The sequence below is a fragment of the Sulfurimicrobium lacus genome, assembly GCF_011764585.1.
Taxonomy (GTDB): Bacteria; Pseudomonadota; Gammaproteobacteria; order Burkholderiales; family Sulfuricellaceae; genus Sulfurimicrobium; species Sulfurimicrobium lacus.
On the sequence record NZ_AP022853.1, the window covers coordinates 958311 to 976212 of the forward strand.

Below are 17902 nucleotides of genomic sequence, written 5' to 3' on the forward strand. Positions count from 1 at the left end.
CCATGTGCGCTTCATCCACAATCGACAGGGTTTGGAAATGATCAGCGCCTTCGTCGCATCCTATGGCTACTTCGCGGTCTTCGCCGGCACCCTCCTGGAAGGGGAGACGATCCTCGTCGCCGCCGGCTTTGCCGCGCACCGCGGCCTGCTCGACTGGCCTGTCGTGGTCATGGTGGCGATTGCAGGGGCGACGCTGGGCGACCAGTTGGCTTTCTTGGTCGGGCGCATGAAGGGTGAAGTTCTGATCCAACGCTTTCCCGCCCTGGCGCAGCGCAAACCGCGGATTCACGAACTGCTGTCGCGCCACGACGCCATTTTCATTCTCACGGTCAGATTTCTTTACGGACTGCGCATCGCCGGTCCGCTGATCCTGGGATCGAGCCGGGTGCCGTTGCTGCGCTTCTCGCTGCTCGACCTGACGGGGGCCACCTTGTGGGCCGTAGTTGTCTCCGGGGCCGGATATCTCTTCGGTTTTGCCATCAACGCCGTGGTCCCTGAACTAAAACGCATCGAAGAGTTCATATTGGTCGGCATACTGGTGCTGGGTGTCGTCGTCTGGCTGTGGCGAAGGGTTCGCCCCCCGACGCGGGATCGGGCCGGCGTTGAGGAACGGCGGAGGTAATGATCTTGTGGCCCAGCCGGAATGCCGAAAGCTCGCCTGACTTGGCGAACCTAACCATCAGAACTTATTTGAAAGTCGAAAATGGACAAGAAACCCGAGACCAGCACCGCGAGCGAGCCAAAGAAACAAGCTGACGCCAAATCAGCCTTAGTGGTACGCCTGATTTTTGGCGGCGTGATCGTGGCCCTGATTGCCGCGATGGCAGCGATCAGCGTGTATGGCGAAAGACACGCCGGCGGTGCAGCCGCACCGGTCGACGCGGCGGACCATTGATCCTGCGTCGGATGTCTCGTTTAGTGCCGCCCCTTCTTCGGTCGCTCCGACGCCTTGTAGTTGCTGAAATGACCCTCGCGCGCAGCCTGTGAGCGCGCCTGCGCAAGGATGCCGGCCGTCTGGCCCGGGGCGGCCGGGCGGGAGAGCAGTTTTTCCAGCTGCGCGCTGCCGCACGCCGGGCAGGCCGGGGTGCTGGATGCGCGCACCAGCAGCTCGAAAGTCTTATCGCAGTCCTTGCAATGGTAGTCGTAGATCGGCATTTGGAACTCCTCGCAATACTGAAAATGAAAGCCCATCGCTCGCACGATGGGCTTTCATTCAACCCGGCGACAATCAGAACTCGACCAGGATGTCCTCGTCCAGCACCATGTACTGGCAAGCCATGCGCCATTTCGGGGCGACATCGCTGAGGCTGATTTTTTCAAGATCGTTCTTGCTCAGCTTGCCGTTGAGCACCAGCACGGTCTTTTCCTTTTCAGTCAGGTGCACAGCCTTGGGGGCGTTGCTGCCGAGCGGGGTGACCTGAACGGCGCAGGAACCGCACTCGCCGTCCTGGCATTCGTAGTGGATGGGGATCTTGTGTTCCTGCGCTACTGAAAGCAGGGTCTTGCGGTCGCCGGCGACGGCATAGACGGTGACGTCCTTTTTCAGCGCCGGAGAGGAGAAGGTGATGTTGGCCATGTGAAAATCCTCTTGGCTGTCAGCCATCAGCCATCAGCGATCAGTTCTTGGCTGAAAGCTGACAGCTGACTGCTGATAGCTATTAACGAATGATGTCGTAGCTGTAGTCGGTCTTGCCCGGGACGTTGGTGGTGCTGTCCATGGTGTCGAAGATCTTGTCGAGGATCTTCACCAACACGTTGAGCGAACCCTGGTAGCCCCACACCGGATAACGATGGTGGTGGTGGCGGTCCATGATCGGGAAGCCGATGCGGATCAGCGGTGTGCCGACGTCGCGCTCGAGGAACTTGCCGTAGGTGTTGCCGATGAGGAAGTCCACCGGCTCGGTCGCCAGCAGCGAGCGCATGTGCCACAGGTCCTTGCCGCCCCAGGCCTTGCAGCCCTTGCCGAAAGGCGAGGCGTCGAGCAGCGCCTGCATCTGCGCCTGCCATTCCTTGCTGCCGTTGGTGGCGAGCACGTGCACCGGCTCGGCGCCCAGTTCCATGAGGAAGGATGCCAGGCCCATGACCATGCTGGGGTCGCCGTAGATGGCGAACTTCTTGCCGTGGATGTGGGCTTGCGAGTCGGCGATGGCGTCCACCAGGCGGCCGCGTTCCTTTTCCAGCGCGGCGGGGATTTCCTTGCCGCTGAGCTTGGAGATCGCCATGAGGAACTCGTCGGTGCCGGCTACGCCGACCGGGTGGTTGAAGGCGACGACTTCCTGGCCCTTGCTCTTGACGTATTCCTGGGTTTTTTCCGTGCCGAAATTCTGCATGAACACGGTGCCCTTGGCGTTGAGCGCAGCCGCTGCGTCTTCCAGCTTGGTGCCGCCGTCGTACATGGTGAATTCGCCGGCGGTCGGGGTGTTCCACACGTCGCTGTTGTCGCCGAGGATGGTCGCGTCCACGCCCATCACGTCGAAGATGCGACGGATTTCAGGCATGTTGCCCACGGTGTAGCCGTCGAAGCCGCCGACGAAGTTGATCTTGGCGTTTTCCTTGCGCTCCTGCTTGTCCCAGAAGTGGGTCAGGATGCCCTTCATCATGTTGTCGTAGCCGGTGACGTGGCTGCCGACGAAAGACGGGGTGTGGGCGAAAGGCACGTCGAACTCTTCAGGGATCGAGCCTTTTTGCTTGGAGGTGCGGATGAAGCTGTCCAGGTCGTCGCCGATCACTTCCGCCATGCAGGTGGTGGAAACCGCGATCATCTTCGGCTGGTACAGGCTGTAGCTGTTGGCCAGGCCGTCGACCATGTTGTTGAGGCCGCCGAACACCGCCGCATCTTCCGTCATGGAGCTGGAAACGGCCGAAGTCGGTTCCTTGAAGTGACGGCTGAAGTGGCTGCGGAAGTAGGCTACGCAACCTTGCGAACCGTGCACGAAGGGCAGGGTCTTTTCGAAACCGAGGGCGGCGAAAATCGCGCCCAGCGGCTGACAGGCCTTGGCCGGGTTGACCACGAGGGCTTCGCGGGCGAAGTTTTTCTCGCGGTATTCCATGGTCTTGGTCCAGTCGGCGATCTTGAAGACTTCGTCGTCGGGCCTTCCGCCTTCGAAACAGGTTTTCTTGTTGTCCAGCATCTCCACGTATTGCGGTTGGCGGAACAGGTCGAAGTGGTCGAGAACTTTTTCGGTGCTCTGGCTGCTCATTTTGAATCTCCTTTCATGGACGGTTCAGACTCTTGCGTCTGCCCGTCGGTCGGATTGGTGGGTTACGCTACGCTAACCCACCCTACATTTTCTTACTTCTTCCAGGGTGCCTTGGTCAAACCCCACACCGGGCTGCTGATGGCCATGTCCATATCGCGGGCGAAGATGGCGAAGCCGTCGTAACCGTGGTACGGGCCGGAGTAGTCCCAGGAGTGCATCTGGCGGAAGGGCAGGCCCATTTTCTGGAACACGTACTTTTCCTTGATGCCGGAACCCACCAGGTCGGGCTTGACCGCCTCGACGAACTTCTCCAGCTCGAACTCGGTGACGTCGTCGTAAATCAGCGTGCCGTCCTTTACGTAATGGGTGGTGCGCTGGTAGTCGTCGCCGTGGCCGAACTCGTAGCCGGTACCGGCGATTTCCATGCCCAGGTCTTCATAGGCGCCCACCACGTGGCGCGGACGCAGGCCGCCGACGTAGAGCATCACGGTCTTGCCTTCCAGGCGCGGCTTGAACTTGGCGATCACCGAGTCCACCAGCGGCTGGTACTTGGCGATCACGCGCTCGGCGTTTTCCTTGATGGTGTCGTCGAACAGCGCGGCGATGGCGCGCAGCGACTCGGCGATCTTGGTCGGGCCGAAGAAGTTGTACTCGTGCCAGGGAATGCCGAACTTCTCTTCCATGTGGCGGCAGACGTAGTTCATGGAACGGTAGCAGTGGATCAGGTTGAGCTTGGCCTTCGGCGTGGCTTCCATTTCCTTCAGCGTGCCGTCGCCGGACCACTGGGCGATCACGCGCAGGCCCATCTCTTCCAGCAGGATGCGCGAGGACCAGGCGTCGCCGCCGATGTTGTAGTCGCCGATGATGGCCACGTCGTAAGGGGTGCTCACGAATTCGCTGGCCTTGCCGTCCGCCTTGTCCAGCACGAAGTCACGCACCGCGTCGTTGGCGATGTGGTGGCCGAGCGACTGGGAAACGCCGCGGAATCCTTCGCAGCGCACCGGCACGATGGTCTTGTCGATCTGCTTGGCTTTCTTCTTCGACACCGCTTCGATGTCGTCGCCGATCAGGCCGATCGGGCATTCGGATTGCACCGAAATACCGTTGTTGAGGGGGAACAGCTCTTCGATTTCATCCATCACCTTGTCCAGCTTCTTGTCGCCGCCGAACACGATGTCCTTTTCCTGGAAATCGGAAGTGAATTGCATGGTGCCGAAGGCGTTGACGCCGGTGACACCGATGAAGTAGTTACGGCGCGATGCCCAGGAGTACTGGCCGCATCCAACCGGGCCGTGGCTGATGTGCACCATGTCCTTGATCGGGCCCCACACCACGCCCTTGGAACCGGCGTAGGCGCAACCGCGCACGGTCATCACGCCGGGCAGGGACTTGATGTTGGATTTCACGCCGCAGTCAGGCTTGCCTTCCTCGTACACGTTGAGGTGCTTGGCGCGTTTCTTGGCGGATTTTTCCGGATATGCAGCGAGCACCTCCTGGATCAACTCCTGGTTCCGGGTTTTGACGTCTGTACTCATTTTAAATTCCTTTTCGTGAGGAGTTAGGGGTGAGGAGTGAGGAGGAGAAACGGAGAGAGGTTTGACTCCTCACTCCTGTCTCCTCACCCCTCACGGCCTTAGGCCGCGTTGGCAGCCTTGCCGACGATGGACTCGTCCACCGCCTGCATGATGCCGAACTCGAGCAGCAGGTCTTCCAGTTCATCCATGGTGATCGGGGTCGGGATGGTGCCGTTGCCCGCATTGGCATGAATCTTGGAAGCCAGTTGACGATATTCCTCGGCCTGCTTGGAATCCGGCGCATATTCCAGCACCGTCATACGACGCAGCTCAGCGTGCTGAACCACGTTATCGCGCGGGACGAAGTGAATCAGCGTGGTGTTCAGACGCTTGGCAAGTGCCTCGGCCAGTTCGAATTCCTTGTCGGTCTGACGTTCGTTGCAAATCAGGCCGCCGAGGCGCACGCCGCCGGCATTGGCGTATTTCAGAATGCCCTTGGAGATGTTGTTGGCCGCATACATGGCCATCATCTCGCCGGACATGACGATGTAAATTTCCTGCGCCTTGTTTTCGCGGATGGGCATGGCGAAACCGCCGCACACCACGTCGCCGAGCACGTCGTAGGAAACATAGTCCATGTCATCGTAGGCGCCGTTCTCTTCCAGGAAGTTGATGGAAGTGATCACGCCACGACCGGCACAACCAACGCCGGGCTCTGGGCCACCGGATTCGACGCACTTGATGTTCTTGTAACCGAACTTCAGTACGTCCTCGATTTCCAGGTCCTCCACGCTGCCGGCTTCGGCGGCCAGGGACAGTACTGTGTCCTGGGCCTTGGCATGCAGGATCAGTCGGGTGGAGTCGGCTTTAGGATCGCAGCCGACGATGAGGATTTTCTGGCCCAGATCGGCCAGCGCCGCCAGGGTGTTCTGGGACGTGGTGGATTTACCGATTCCGCCTTTTCCGTAAAAGGCAATCTGTCTTAATTTCTTGCTCATGTGGACACTCCTTAAAAAAATCAAATCGTTTCCGTTTGGCTTCCGGTCAAGCTGTTTCATATAACCGGCGTCCAGTCTGGTAACACCCCGCACTGCTTGTTGATCTTCTTATCGCCCTGCAGAGAGGCCCGTTCTTTGGCCGCACCCAGCCTATTGCAAAGGCTGTGCCAGCCCCGTAACAGATGCGCAACATGCTGTTTATAAAAGACAAGATGTGTAACCGGCGGGTTTGTTGCGAATGTCGCAAACGCGACAAACAAGAGGCCAATGTCTGGAATGACGCAATCGGCGTGCCCGGCGCCATGTCGCGCAAAAGGGGGGCGAAACGCCGCAATGAAGGGGTTCGGTGCCCCTGCTGGCGGAGTGGGAATGGAACTTGCTAAACGGTTATATATGGAAAGCAAAGCCGACAGCTTCAACGGACACAGCACCAACCTGGTGGGCATCCCGACCGGCCTGCTGGCCAGCACGGCGTTCAACGACTTTCCGCTGCCGCTGCACATCAACGGCGTGCGCGAAATGAACAAGGCCCTGTTCGAAATGCTGGCTTCCTCCGGCTCGGCGGAAGAGGCCTCGGAGGCCTTCCAGAACTACATGGGCGCACTGTTCGGGCTGGACAGCGAGCAGCGCCTGAAACAGGCCGACGGCCGGCGCTTCCGCAGCAGCTACCTGCGCCTGCTGCAGGACTGGGGGTTCGATTCCAGCAGCCCTGCCGGAGCGGTGCTGAAAGGCTGGGTGGAGAGCCGCTTCGGGCTTTTTCCGACCTTTCACAAGGCGCTGCTGGAGCGCTTCCCTTCGCCGGGCTGGATCGGCTACGTGGAAGAAAAGATGTCGAGCCGCTTCCACAACAACAGCATCAACCTGCAGCTCGACCTGCTGTACGAATACTCGCAGTGGTCGCTGGCGCGCTACTTCGCGCCGGGGAAGAAGCACCTCACGCTGTACCGCGGGGTGAACGATTTCAAGGAACACCCGGTGCGCGAACGGCTGGGCAGGAACAGCGCGATCGTCCGCCAGAACAACCTGGTGTCGTTCACCTCGGACCGCCTGCGCGCCGACGAATTCGGCGGCTGCATTCTGGAAGCCCAGGTGCCGGCAGTGAAAGTTTTGTTTTTCAACGACCTGATTTCAGGCACCACCCTCAAGGGGGAAGGAGAGTACCTGGTGATCGGTGGCGATTACAAAGTGCAATACAGCTATTTTTAACTATGAAATTCAAGCCACAGAGAACACAGAGGGCACAGAGATGAAGGAGGTTCTCATCAGCCGTCTTCTCCGTGAACTCTGTGTTCTCTGTGGCTACAGATTTTTTTAAATCAACCCAAAGGAGCAATACCATGTCTGACTTTCTAACTTCCCCGCTCGGCAAACTGGACGGCGACGAGCGTCTCGTCTCCCCGGTATTCAAGGGCCCCACCGCCAAAGGCTTCGGCTTCCGTGGCGAAATCGCGCTCAAGCTGGCCACCAGCATCGCCGGGGAAAAGCGTCCGCCGGACATCAAGACCGACCAGGTGTTCATAATTTCAAACGACGAAAAGATCACCTTCTACGCCAGCTTCGTGGATTCGCTGGCGCACCTGGAACTGATCTCGGAAGTGGTGGGGCCTTACTTCACCCCGGAAGGCAAATATTTCATCTTCGCCGGCAACGTGGACCTGCTCAAGAAATACACCATCGTCCTGAACGGCATCACCTACTACGTGCTGCCGCTGGACGAGGGCACCGTCTACAACGAAATGCTCGACCTGATGTACATCGAAAAGGGCGACCTCAAGAAAATGGACATGGGCGGCAAGCTGGAAGCCATGGCCGTCGCATCCGCCACCAAGTTCGGCAACAAGTTCCCGGAAGTCTCCTACGCGCAGGCGCTGCAGGAAATGGGGCCGGTCAAGGTGTATGAGAACCGGCCGGTGTAAACAGTAAGCGGTGAGCAGTGAACAGTTAGCGGAAATGGTTCACCACTCACTGCTCCCTGTTCACTATTCACGGCTTACCCATGAACAACTTGCACAACAGGGCGCTAGGTGCCTACCTCGGGCTCGCCTGCGGCGACGCCCTGGGCGCGACGGTGGAGTTTCTCACGGTCAACGAGATCAAGGCCCAGTACGGGACGCACAAGGACATCTGCGGCGGCGGCTGGCTGCGCCTCAAAGCCGGACAGGTGACCGACGACACGGAAATGTCCCTGCACCTCGGCCAGGCGATCATCGGCGCCAAAGGCTGGGACCTCGCCGCCATCGCGGACGCTTTCGCGGTGTGGCTCAGATCGAAACCGGTGGACGTGGGCGCCACCTGCCGGCGCGGCATCCAGCGCTATATCCTGCAAGGCCTCCTCGAGGGGCCGCCATCCGACTCTGACGGCGGCAACGGCGCGGCCATGCGCAACCTGCCGGTGGCGCTGTTCGCGCTGGGCGATGCGGCGTTGTTCGAGCGCTATACCCTGCAGCAGTCGCACATCACCCACCACCACGCGCTGGCCGATGCGGGCACGCTGGCCCTCGGGCGCATGACCCAGTTGCTGCTGCTCGGCGGCCGGGTGAAGGACTGCCGCGATATCGCACGGGAACTGGTCGAAACGCACCGCCAGTTCAAGTTCGACCCTTACCCCGGCCGTGCCTCCGGCTACATCGTGGACACGGTGCAGACCGTGCTGCACCACTTCTTCTATACCGATTCCTTCGAAAGCTGCGTGGTGGAAACCGTCAACCGCGGCGAGGATGCCGACACCACCGGCGCGCTGGCCGGCATGCTGGCCGGCGCCCTGTATGGCGCCGACGCCATCCCCAAACGCTGGCTGGACAAGCTCGACTACCACGTGGTGAAGGAAATCGAACGACAGGTAGCGGGGTTGCTGCAAATGGCTCCCCTCGCATGGGACCCATGTGGAACCTAGGTATGCACTGATTTATTCCCTCCCCTTCAAGGGGAGGGCTAGGGTGGGGATGGGGCAGGATTGTAAGTCGTTGATCGGCATCCCCCCATCCCCCTCCCAACCTCCCCCTTGAAGGGGTAGGGGCTGGGTTCAGATGAATAAATCAGCGCTTCCTTAGTTTTCGCCAAATCGACAGGAGATGGATCGCACCATGAAAATCGAATTTGCCTGGAAAGATGAAACCCATCTTCTTCACCTTCCGGAAATGGACGCCACTCACCGGGAATTCGTGGATCTTCTGCTGCGCGCACAACGCGCGCCGGATGGAGAACTGGCACAGTGTCTCGATTCCCTGCTCGACCACACCCGTGCGCATTTCAAGCACGAGTCCGGCATGATGAGCGCGTGCGGGCTTTCGTCGCGCGCCGAACACGAGGCAGAGCACCAACGCATCCTGGGCGAGTTGGGCAGGATGCGCGCGCGTGCCGAAGGCAGCCGCACCGCCTTTGTCCGCGCCTACCTGGTCGAGGCCGTGCCGGACTGGTTCCGTACCCATCTCGCTACGATGGATTCCGATCTGGCAGCGAAATATCGGCAGGCATTTCCATAGGCGAGCAATCACTTCAACTCCAAACGGCAGGCGGTCGCACCGCAAAACATGACGTGGCAGGATTTGGTGCATAATTTGTTGCATTTCTGCCAGCGGACTGCCGACCATGGAACGCTTCACCATCTCTCTCGACGACGAACTCGCCCGGGAATTCGACAAGCTGATCGCCGCGCGCGGCTACAGCAACCGCTCCGAGGCCGTGCGCGACCTGCTGCGCGGCCAGCTCGAGCAAGAGCGCCAGGCCCGCGACGACGCGCCGCATTGCGTGGCCAACCTGTCCTATGTCTACAACCACCACGAGCGCGAACTGGCGGAGCGCCTGACCGGCATGCAGCACGACCACCACGACCTGACCGTGGCCAGCATGCACGCCCACCTCGACCACGACAACTGCATCGAAAGCGTGATTCTCAAGGGGCCGAGCGCATCCGTGCGCGCCTTCGCCGATGCCCTGATGGCCGAGCGCGGCGTGCGTCACGGGCGGCTCAACCTGATTTCGGGGGATGTCGACCAAGGGCGCCACAGCCACGGCAGCGCGCCGGGCGCCAAGGCGAAACCGCACATGCATTTCAGGCCGAAGACTTGAACGATCCGGGCTAGAACCCTATCCGCAGCGATAGCCGAGCGGTGCGCGGTTCGGAAGGATGGGTATGGATGTCGTCCACCGGAGCAGCCTCGCCCGCCAGGCGCGAGGCGTAGTAGTAGTCGATGTCGCTCACCTTGCTGTTGAACAGGTTGAGGACATCCAGCGTCAGTTTCATCTTCTTGCTGAGCTGGTAGCCGGCGCGCAGATTCACCAGCGTGGACGATTTCGAGCGCACGCTGTTGTCCTCGATCAGCGGGCGCGGTCCGAAGTAACGCAGGCGCAGCCCGCCCGACCACGCCGAAGCGCCTTGGGCCGAAACGCCCACCGAGAGCGTCTTCTCTATCGCACCGGGGATGTGGTCGCCGCCGACCAGTGTCGGGTCGATGTGGCTGTAGCGGGCACGCGAGACCGCGAGGTCTGCGTCAACCGTGAGCCATGGCAGGGGGGTCCAGTAGTTGGCCCATTCGACGCCGCTGCGCCGGCTGGGGAAGCCGGGTTCGGTGGTGCCGGCGTCGCCGACGAACACCAGCTCGGAGACCAGGTCCAGGCGCCACAGCGAGAGCGAGCTTTGCAGGTGCGGCAGAAGCGCGCTGCGCACGCCGATTTCAGCACCCTTGGCGCGCACCAGCGGTGTTACCGGCTGCACGGCAACGGCGGGATCGGCGGGGTCGACGTGCATGGTGGTGCCGCGCGCATCGTTGCTGTGGAAGCCGTAGCCGAAGTTGAGGTAATACTCCGTCTTGTTCCAGGGGCCGAAAATCAGGGACAGCTTGGGGCTGAAGATGTGGTCGCTCAGTTCGCCGGAATTCGCCGCGTTGCTGCTGTCCACCTTGAAGCGGTAGAAGTCGCCGCGCAGGCCGGCGACGCTGCGGAATCTGTCGTTCCAGGTCGTGGTGTTCTGGGCGTAGAGCGCAAAGCTGCCCTGTTTGACACGGTCCTCACGCACCACCGCTGGCCAGGTAATGCCGTTGTAGTCGGTCTTGTCCACGCGCTGCTGGCCGACGCTGCGGTACAGGCCGACCGGGGAAATGTCGTCGAAGCGGCCCTGCACGCCGAAGGTGTTCTCCATGTCGCGTCCGCTCCACTTGCCATACCAGGTATGGCTGGCATCGAAGCCGACGATGTCGCGGCTTTCGCTCTGCTCGAACTGGTCGCCGACGGGGGCGGGAAAGTTCAGGTTGAATTCGAAATTGGAGAACAGGCTGAGCGAGGAATGGATGAAATAGGCCGATGCCTTGGTCAGGCTGTCGGCCCCGCTTTTCGCCCAGTCGCCGGACAGGCTGTAGCGCCGGGCCTTGCCGCCGTCGGAGGGGTCGAGCGAGCCGAAGCGCGAGATCAGGCCGGCATCGATGGCGCGTTGCGGCACCTGGTCGGTGGAACGCCAGTCGGCGTCGTAGGCCATGGCGGTGACGGAAAAGCCATCGCGCTCGCCGCCCTGGCTGTAGCGCAACACGCCGTTGAGCTTGCGGAAGCCTTCCGGCACCTCCCACGGGCCGTCGTTGTGCGACCACTCGAAGGCGTATAGCAGGTTGCCGTCGCCCGCTTTGGGCGAGCCGGCCAGCAGGGTGCGGCGGTAGCCGTTCTGGCCCACGCTGATGTCGGCGAAATCCTGCGACAGCTGGCGGAAATAGTCGATGTGGGCGGCACCGGCCGCGGAGAAGTCGCCCTCGTCGGCGTAATAGGTGCCCTTCTTGTACTGCATGCGTTCGACCAGCTCCGGGATGAGGAAATTCAGGTCGGCATAGCCCTGGCCGTGGGCGTTGGTCGGCAAGTTGACCGGCATGCCGTTGACGCTGGTGAAGAAGTCGGTGCCGTGGTCGAGGTTGAAGCCGCGCAGGTAGTACTGGTTGGCCTTGCCGTCGCCGCTGTGCTGGGAAATGATGACGCCCGGCACCACCTCCAGCACCTCGCCGGGGCGCAGCAGGGGGCGGGTTTCCAGCTGTTTCGCGCTGACGGTGCCCTCGTTGGCGCTGGCGGCCGTGCCGATCAGGTCCTGGGTGCTGGCGCTGACCACGACCTCGTCCAGGGTGGGGATGCCGCCGGCGCTGGCGGTCAACGATGACGAGAAGAGCAGCCATGCTAGCGGGTGCAGTCGGACCGAAGGTAAGACGATATTATTATTCTTCATAACTTCTCCCAAAAAAATGGCGCTGAAATAGCGCATCTATAATTTGAAATGAATTTGCGATCTGTCCGTGCGCTTCAGTCTCCGCTGCTGACTGTGGCCGGGGAGACAGTCCGCGTGAGCCAGAGCGCAAGCAGGAAGCTGCCGGCGACCAGCGCGACCACGGCCCCGCCGAAGAACATTTCCTTGCCTTCGCTCCAGGCCGCGATCGACGGCAGGGCCAGTTTGACCACGCCGAAGGCGGCGACCAGCAGGCTGACGCCGGCGACGACCAGGCTCATCACGCGCGAGGCGATCAGGGCGAGCTGGTCGGCGCGGCAGATCAGGCGCGAAATCCACAGGCCGTTGACGCCATCGGTGACCAGCATCCCCAGCATGAACAGCAGCCCGAGCATCAGCGCGTCGCGCCAGCCGCCGAATTGGGTGGCGGTGACGGCGAACAGCGCGGTCTGGCTGATGGTGTCGAAGGACAGCGCGAACAGCGCGCCCACCAGCGCCACCAGGCCGGGGCTCGCCGCCGTCGTCAGACGGCCGAGGAAGCGGCCTTTCAGTCCCACGGGGCGCACCACCTGCGCCGGGTCGGTGCGCAGCACGGCATGAATGTTGATCAGCCCGAGGGTGGCGAGGAAGGCGATGGAGACCCAGGCGCCGAACAGCTCTAGCCATTCCGGCGTCTGCCAGCGCCGCGCGAAGGCGCTCACGGCCAGCGCGATGGCCACCACCACCGCACCGTGACCGAGCGAAAACAGGGCGCCGCAGAAGCGCGCGAGGCGTGGGTTGGCGCGGGAATTGAAGCGGGTAAGGCCGTCGATGGTGGCGAGGTGGTCGGCGTCGAAGCCGTGCTTGAGCCCGAGAATGAAGACCAGCAGGCTGAGCGCAAACAAGTCGTTGGGCAGTGCTTCCATGAAGGTTCTCCCGGATGCGACAGGTATGAAGAAACTTGAAAACATCATACATCTCGCAGCCGCGCCTGTGTGCACTTATTACACGCTGAATGAGATCCGGTGACGGGCGTAAAAATTGCTTGAAGCGGTGCCAGTCAACATATGGTAACTGGTCATGAGCAGCGTCATTTTCTACGAAAAGCCCGGCTGCACGGGCAATGCGCGGCAGAAAGCCCTGCTGCGTGAAGCCGGACACGAGGTGGAAGCGCGCAACTTGTTGGTGCATCCGTGGACTGCCGGTGCATTGCGCAGCTTTTTCGGTGGGCGGCCGGTCGCCGAATGGTTCAACACCTCCGCGCCGCGCATCAAGAGCGGGGAGGTGTCGCCGCAAACGCTGGACGAGGCAGCGGCCCTGGCCTTGATGCTGGCCGAACCGCTGCTGATCCGGCGCCCCCTCATCGAGTGCGATGGGCGGCGGGAATGCGGCTTCGACGCCGCAATCGAGCGCTGGCTGGCCGTCGCGCAGCCGGCCGGCGACCGGGAAGGCTGCCCGCGCAACGGCGCGCATGCGGCCCATGAGCCTCACGCCTGCCCCAGCCCCGCGAGCCCGGCGGCGGGCGCGGCATGATGCGCTTCTTCCAGCCCGCCGTTTTCCTCATCGACCGGCTGCGCTACCCGCACAAGTTCGCGCTGATCAGCTTCTTCTTCGCCTTGCCGCTGGCGCTGGCGTTCTATTTTTACCTTTCAGAGACCGGCGAAAGGATCGACTTCGCACGCCGGGAAATGCAGGGCAACGCCTACCTGCGCCCCTTGCAGAAGCTGGTGGAGCAGCTGCCCCAGTCGATGTCGCTGGCGGACGCGTTCCTGCGCGAGGAGCCATTCGCCGTGGAACACCTGCCCAACAAGCAGGCGGAAATCGACGAGATCATGCGCGCCCAGCAGCAAGCGGACCGGGAGCTGGGCAACGTCCTGGCCGTGGCCGATCAGGCGCGCGTCGTCCGCGCCGACTGGGACGACCTGAAAAAGCACCTGCCGTCCCTGACCCCGGCCATCAGCAACGACCTGCACCGCAAGCTGCAGTCTGACGTGCTGTCCCTGATGTCGGCCGCCGGGGACGCCTCCAACCTCATCCTGGACCCGGACCTCGACACCTACTACACCATGGACGCCCTGCTGCTCAAGCTGCCCGAGAGCCTCGACCTGCTTTCCAACATCCGCCTGTTCGTCGCCAGCCACGCCGGGCAGTCCCTGACCCCGGAGCAGCGCGCCGACCTGGTGACCCAGGCCGGCATCGTGCAGGCCAACCTCGACAAGCTCAAGAAGGGCATGAAAGTGGCCTTCGCGAACAATCCGGGTGGCACGCTCAAGGCCGGGCTGGACGGCCCGCTGGCGCAGTATTATTCGGCGGTGGAGAACCTGTTGCGCGAAATCAGCCGGCAGGCCGACAAGGACCGCCTGGATAGCGATCTGAACACCTTCCACAGCCTCTCCGCCGCGGCGCTGTTTTCCAATTCCCGCCTCTGGGCGCAGGGCTCGCTCGAACTGGACAAGCTCCTGGCCGCGCGCATCGAGGGCTTCCAGCAGCGCCGCGACATGCTCCTGCTGCTCTCGCTGGGCGCGGTGCTGCTGGTGACCTGGCTGTGGGCGGGCTTCTATCTTTCCATCATGCGCACCGTGGCCAACCTGAAAACGGCGGCGAACCGCATGCGCGACAACCAGGACGGCGTGACGGTCACGCTGGACAACCGCGACGAACTGGCCGAGGTCGCCCAGGCGTTCAACTCGGTGGGGCAGGCGCTGGCGCAGTCCGGGAAAAAGTACCGCAGCATCGTGGAGAACTCCGTCACCGGCATTTTCCAGACCAGCCCGGACGGCCACTACCTGACCGCCAACCCGGCGCTGGCCCGGATGTACGGCTATGACACGGCGGAAGAGTTGATCGACGGCGTGAACAACATCGGCAGCCAGCTTTACCTGGCGCCCGGCAGGCGCGAGGAATTCACCCAGCTGATGGCGCAGAAGGGCGTGATCACCGATTTCGAGTCGGAAATCCGCCGCAAGGACGGCAGCACCATCTGGATCAGCGAAAACGTCCGGCTGATCCGGGACGGCGCGGGCAATCCCCGCATTACGAAGGCATGGTGCAGGACATCACCGGCAAGATCCGCGCCCAGGAAGAACTGCAGCAGGCCAAGAAGGCGGCGGAAGCGGCCAACGACGCCAAGAGCGAATTCCTCGCCAACATGTCGCACGAGATCCGCACGCCGATGAACGCGATCCTGGGGTTCTCCGAACTGCTGCACGGCCTGGTGCAGGACCCGCGCCAGAAGTCCTACCTGTCCGCCATCGCCAGCAGCGGCAAGACCCTGCTCACCATTATCAACGACATTCTCGACCTGTCGAAAATCGAGGCGGGCCACCTGGAGCTGGAATACGAAAGCCTGTCGGTCGGCACGGTGCTGCAGGAAATCCGCCAGATCTTCGCGCAGAAGGCGGAACAGAAGGATCTCGACCTGCTGCTGGACATCGATCCCGCCATGCCGGCCGGGCTGTTGCTGGACGAGGTGCGCCTGCGCCAGATCCTGATCAACGTGGTGGGCAACGCCATCAAGTTCACCGAGCGCGGGCACGTGAAAATCAGCGCCCGCGGCCTGGCCCGTGGCGGTCAGGGCGGAAAGATCGGGCTGCTGCTCGAAGTGGAGGACAGCGGCATCGGCATTCCGGAAAGCGAGCAGCAGCGCATTTTCGAGTCCTTTTCCCAGCAGAGCGGCCAGAGCCAGCGCAAGTACGGCGGGACCGGGCTGGGCCTGACCATCACGCGGCGCCTGGTGGAAATGATGCACGGCACGGTTTCGGTGCACAGCCGCCACGGCAGCGGCACCACCTTCCGCATCGAATTCCCGGAAGTCGCCGTGACCGACAGCGCGCAGCAAGCGACCGCGCCCGAGCCCGTGGTGGACGATTTTTCCGCCTTCGCCGCGGCCACCATCCTGGTGGTGGACGATATCGCCATGAACCGCGACCTGATCAAGTGCTACTTCGACGGCTCGCCGCACCGCATGCTCGAAGCGGCGAACGGCGAGGAAGCGCTGGCACTGGCGCGCAGCGAGCGCCCCGACGTGATCCTCATGGACATCCGCATGCCGGTGATGGACGGCCTGCAGGCCACCCGCCTGCTCAAGGCTGACGATGCGCTGAAATCCATTCCCGTTGTCGTGATCACCGCCTCGGCGGTGAAGAGCGAGGAGGGGGAAATCCGGCCCATCTGCGATGCCTTCGTGAAAAAACCGGTCAGCCGCATGGAGCTGTTTACGGTGCTGCGCCACTTCCTGACGCCATGCGCGGCGCAAGGCGCAGTCACCGACGACATCGGCGCGGCTGCGCTGGCGGACACCCCGACCGAAGCTGTGTGCATCGACCCCGGCGAACTGTCCGATCAGTTGCGGCAATTGTTCGAAAACGAGTGGAAGAAACTGCGTCAGGTGCCGGTGATGGGGGAGGTGCGCAAATTCGCGCTGCACCTGATCGAACTAGGTGCCGCACACGCCAGCCCGACGCTGCAGGAATATGGGAAGTCGCTTGCCCTACAGGTCGAGCAGTTCGACATGGCGCAGGTGTCCAGGACCCTGGAGGGCTTCCCCGTGCTGATCGCAGCGCATGCGAGCCAGCCCGTGCACGAGTTGGACCCGGCGTGATGGAGACTGGCCTGCCTGTCCCGCCGCTGGTGATGATCGTCGACGACCGCCCGGAGAACCTGCAGGTGCTGGGCAGCGTCCTGATGAACGCCGGCTACGACGTGATCGCCGCCGAGAGCGGAAAACGCGCGCTGCACATGGTTGCCGCCCGGCTCCCCAACCTGATCCTGCTGGACGTGAACATGCCGGACATGGACGGCTTCGAAACCTGCCTGCAGCTCAAGAAAATGTTGCGGGTCGGCGAGGTGCCGATCATCTTCCTGACCGCCAGCACCGACACCGCCGACGTGCTCAAGGGCTTTGCCGCGGGGGGCGTGGATTATGTCGCCAAGCCGTTCAACGGCGTCGAGCTGCTGGCGCGCATCCGCAACCACCTGGAGTTGCAGCAGGCGCGGCGTTTGCAGCAGGAGCACGCGGCGCGGCTGGAAAGCGAAATCCGCATCCGGCAGCGCGCGGAAACCGAATTGCGCAAGCTTTCCAGCGTGGTGGACCAGACCGACGACAGCATTTTCATCACCAACGTGCAGGGCGAAATCCAGTACGTCAACCCGGCCTTCGTGCGGCTCACCGGCTACAGCATCGAGGAAGTGTTCGGCCAGACCCCGGCCATCCTGAACTCGGGCCGGCACGACGCAGCCTATTTCGAAAACATGTGGCGCATGATCCGTTCCGGCGAGATATTTCGCGACGTGGTGGCCAATCTCGGCAAGGATGGCCGGCTCATCTACGTGCAGAAAACCATCACGCCGATCCGCGATTCGGACGGCGCCATCATCTCCTTCGCCTCGATCGACAAGGATGTGACCGAGTGGCGCTGCGCCCAGGAACGCATCGAATTCATGGCTCTGCACGACAACCTCACCGGGCTGGCCAACCGCGTCATGCTCATGGACCGCCTGCAGCACGCCATTACCTCGGCGCTGCGGCGCGCCAGCAGCTTCGCCCTGCTGTTCATCGATCTCGACGGATTCAAACCGGTCAACGACCGACTCGGCCACGATGCTGGCGACGCGGCGTTGAAGGAGATCGCGCGCCGCTTCGTCTCCTGCGTGCGCGAAAACGATACCGTGGCGCGGGTGGGCGGCGACGAGTTCGTGATTCTGCTGGAGGAAAGCGGACAGGACAGCGCGGTGGCAGACATCGCCGGCAAACTGCTGGCGCGGGCGGGCGAGCCTTTCCTGATCGGGGACGCCGAGTGCCGTCTCGGCGCCAGCATCGGCATCGCCCTTTACCCCGCGCATGGTCAGGACGCGGATAACTTGCTGAAAAACGCCGACGACGCCATGTACCAGGCCAAATACCAGGGGAAAAACCGCTTCTGCATCTGCGCACGCTGAGCTCTGGATGCCAAATGGAAACGGCCCGGGGTTAACTCCGGGCCGTTTCTCATCAAGTGTTGCGGGAAGCGGATAGGCCGA

Annotated in this window: 18 protein-coding genes; 11 read left to right on the top strand and 7 right to left on the bottom strand. The window is 62.3% G+C overall.

Annotation, left to right across the window (positions count from 1 at the left end; all coding sequences use genetic code 11):
* The first annotated feature begins 37 nt into the window (after positions 1-37).
* Both SKTS_RS04895 and SKTS_RS04900 read left to right on the top strand, forming a co-directional pair.
* Complete coding sequence (locus SKTS_RS04895) at positions 38-622, top strand: DedA family protein (protein ID WP_173061158.1); 585 nt, start codon at positions 38-40, stop codon at positions 620-622.
* A gap of 81 nt (positions 623-703) precedes the next feature.
* Positions 704-895, top strand: a complete 192-nt coding sequence (locus SKTS_RS04900) for a hypothetical protein (RefSeq protein ID WP_173061160.1) — start codon at positions 704-706, stop codon at positions 893-895.
* Between the two features lie 20 nt (positions 896-915).
* On the opposite strand, the gene SKTS_RS04905 is transcribed toward SKTS_RS04900, so the two are convergent.
* The 5 genes from SKTS_RS04905 to nifH all read right to left on the bottom strand — a co-directional run bounded on the left by SKTS_RS04905 (position 916) and on the right by nifH (position 5712).
* On the bottom strand, positions 916-1155 hold the full coding sequence (locus tag SKTS_RS04905; RefSeq protein ID WP_173061162.1) for an FmdB family zinc ribbon protein: 240 nt from the start codon (positions 1153-1155) through the stop codon (positions 916-918).
* Between the two features lie 73 nt (positions 1156-1228).
* Positions 1229-1603, bottom strand: a complete 375-nt coding sequence (locus tag SKTS_RS04910) for a 2Fe-2S iron-sulfur cluster-binding protein (RefSeq protein WP_198420426.1) — start codon at positions 1601-1603, stop codon at positions 1229-1231.
* Positions 1604-1658: 55 nt separating this feature from the next.
* A complete protein-coding gene (gene nifK / locus SKTS_RS04915) occupies positions 1659-3200 on the bottom strand; it encodes a nitrogenase molybdenum-iron protein subunit beta (protein ID WP_173061164.1) in 1542 nt (513 codons plus the stop codon).
* 92 nt (positions 3201-3292) lie between these two features.
* Positions 3293-4735 carry a nitrogenase molybdenum-iron protein alpha chain gene (gene nifD, locus SKTS_RS04920; RefSeq protein ID WP_173061166.1) on the bottom strand — a complete coding sequence of 481 codons (1443 nt, stop codon included), beginning with the start codon at positions 4733-4735 and terminating at the stop codon, positions 3293-3295.
* Positions 4736-4833: 98 nt separating this feature from the next.
* Positions 4834-5712, bottom strand: coding sequence for a nitrogenase iron protein (gene nifH / locus SKTS_RS04925; protein WP_173061168.1), 879 nt, complete (start codon positions 5710-5712; stop codon positions 4834-4836).
* A gap of 369 nt (positions 5713-6081) precedes the next feature.
* On the opposite strand from nifH, the gene SKTS_RS04930 reads away from it, so the two are divergent.
* The 5 genes from SKTS_RS04930 (at position 6082) to nikR (ending at position 9780) form a co-directional block, all read left to right on the top strand.
* Positions 6082-6918: an NAD(+)--dinitrogen-reductase ADP-D-ribosyltransferase gene (locus SKTS_RS04930; RefSeq protein ID WP_198420428.1), complete on the top strand. Its 837-nt coding sequence runs from the start codon at positions 6082-6084 to the stop codon at positions 6916-6918.
* Positions 6919-7049: 131 nt separating this feature from the next.
* A complete protein-coding gene (locus tag SKTS_RS04935; protein ID WP_173061170.1) occupies positions 7050-7628 on the top strand; it encodes a hypothetical protein in 579 nt (192 codons plus the stop codon).
* A gap of 80 nt (positions 7629-7708) precedes the next feature.
* Positions 7709-8605: an ADP-ribosyl-[dinitrogen reductase] hydrolase gene (draG, locus tag SKTS_RS04940; RefSeq protein WP_173061172.1), complete on the top strand. Its 897-nt coding sequence runs from the start codon at positions 7709-7711 to the stop codon at positions 8603-8605.
* Positions 8606-8795: 190 nt separating this feature from the next.
* Positions 8796-9194, top strand: a complete 399-nt coding sequence (locus SKTS_RS04945; RefSeq protein WP_173061175.1) for a bacteriohemerythrin — start codon at positions 8796-8798, stop codon at positions 9192-9194.
* A 106-nt stretch (positions 9195-9300) separates the two neighbouring features.
* Positions 9301-9780: a nickel-responsive transcriptional regulator NikR gene (nikR, locus tag SKTS_RS04950; protein WP_173061179.1), complete on the top strand. Its 480-nt coding sequence runs from the start codon at positions 9301-9303 to the stop codon at positions 9778-9780.
* Positions 9781-9790: 10 nt separating this feature from the next.
* Here nikR and SKTS_RS04955 read toward each other — a convergent pair whose 3' ends face one another.
* Both SKTS_RS04955 and SKTS_RS04960 read right to left on the bottom strand, forming a co-directional pair.
* Positions 9791-11908, bottom strand: coding sequence for a TonB-dependent receptor (locus tag SKTS_RS04955; protein WP_173061182.1), 2118 nt, complete (start codon positions 11906-11908; stop codon positions 9791-9793).
* 74 nt (positions 11909-11982) lie between these two features.
* Positions 11983-12810 carry a HoxN/HupN/NixA family nickel/cobalt transporter gene (locus SKTS_RS04960; RefSeq protein WP_173061185.1) on the bottom strand — a complete coding sequence of 276 codons (828 nt, stop codon included), beginning with the start codon at positions 12808-12810 and terminating at the stop codon, positions 11983-11985.
* A 154-nt stretch (positions 12811-12964) separates the two neighbouring features.
* Here SKTS_RS04960 and SKTS_RS04965 point away from each other — a divergent pair, with 154 nt between their 5' ends.
* Genes SKTS_RS04965 through SKTS_RS04980 form a run of 4 tightly spaced genes read left to right on the top strand, consistent with a single transcriptional unit; the run spans position 12965 to position 17821 of the window.
* On the top strand, positions 12965-13417 hold the full coding sequence (locus tag SKTS_RS04965; protein ID WP_173061188.1) for an ArsC/Spx/MgsR family protein: 453 nt from the start codon (positions 12965-12967) through the stop codon (positions 13415-13417).
* The gene (locus SKTS_RS04970; RefSeq protein ID WP_244617441.1) at positions 13414-15060 is read left to right on the top strand and encodes a PAS domain S-box protein; all 1647 of its coding nucleotides are present in this window, start codon (positions 13414-13416) and stop codon (positions 15058-15060) included. The genes SKTS_RS04965 and SKTS_RS04970 overlap by 4 nt, the downstream gene beginning before the upstream one ends.
* Positions 15057-16484 (top strand): ATP-binding protein, encoded by a 1428-nt coding sequence (locus SKTS_RS04975; RefSeq protein ID WP_244617497.1) that lies wholly within the window; start codon positions 15057-15059, stop codon positions 16482-16484. Before SKTS_RS04970 ends, SKTS_RS04975 begins: the two co-directional genes overlap by 4 nt.
* On the top strand, positions 16484-17821 hold the full coding sequence (locus tag SKTS_RS04980) for a GGDEF domain-containing response regulator (RefSeq protein WP_244617498.1): 1338 nt from the start codon (positions 16484-16486) through the stop codon (positions 17819-17821). Before SKTS_RS04975 ends, SKTS_RS04980 begins: the two co-directional genes overlap by 1 nt.
* The last annotated feature ends 81 nt before the right edge of the window (positions 17822-17902 follow it).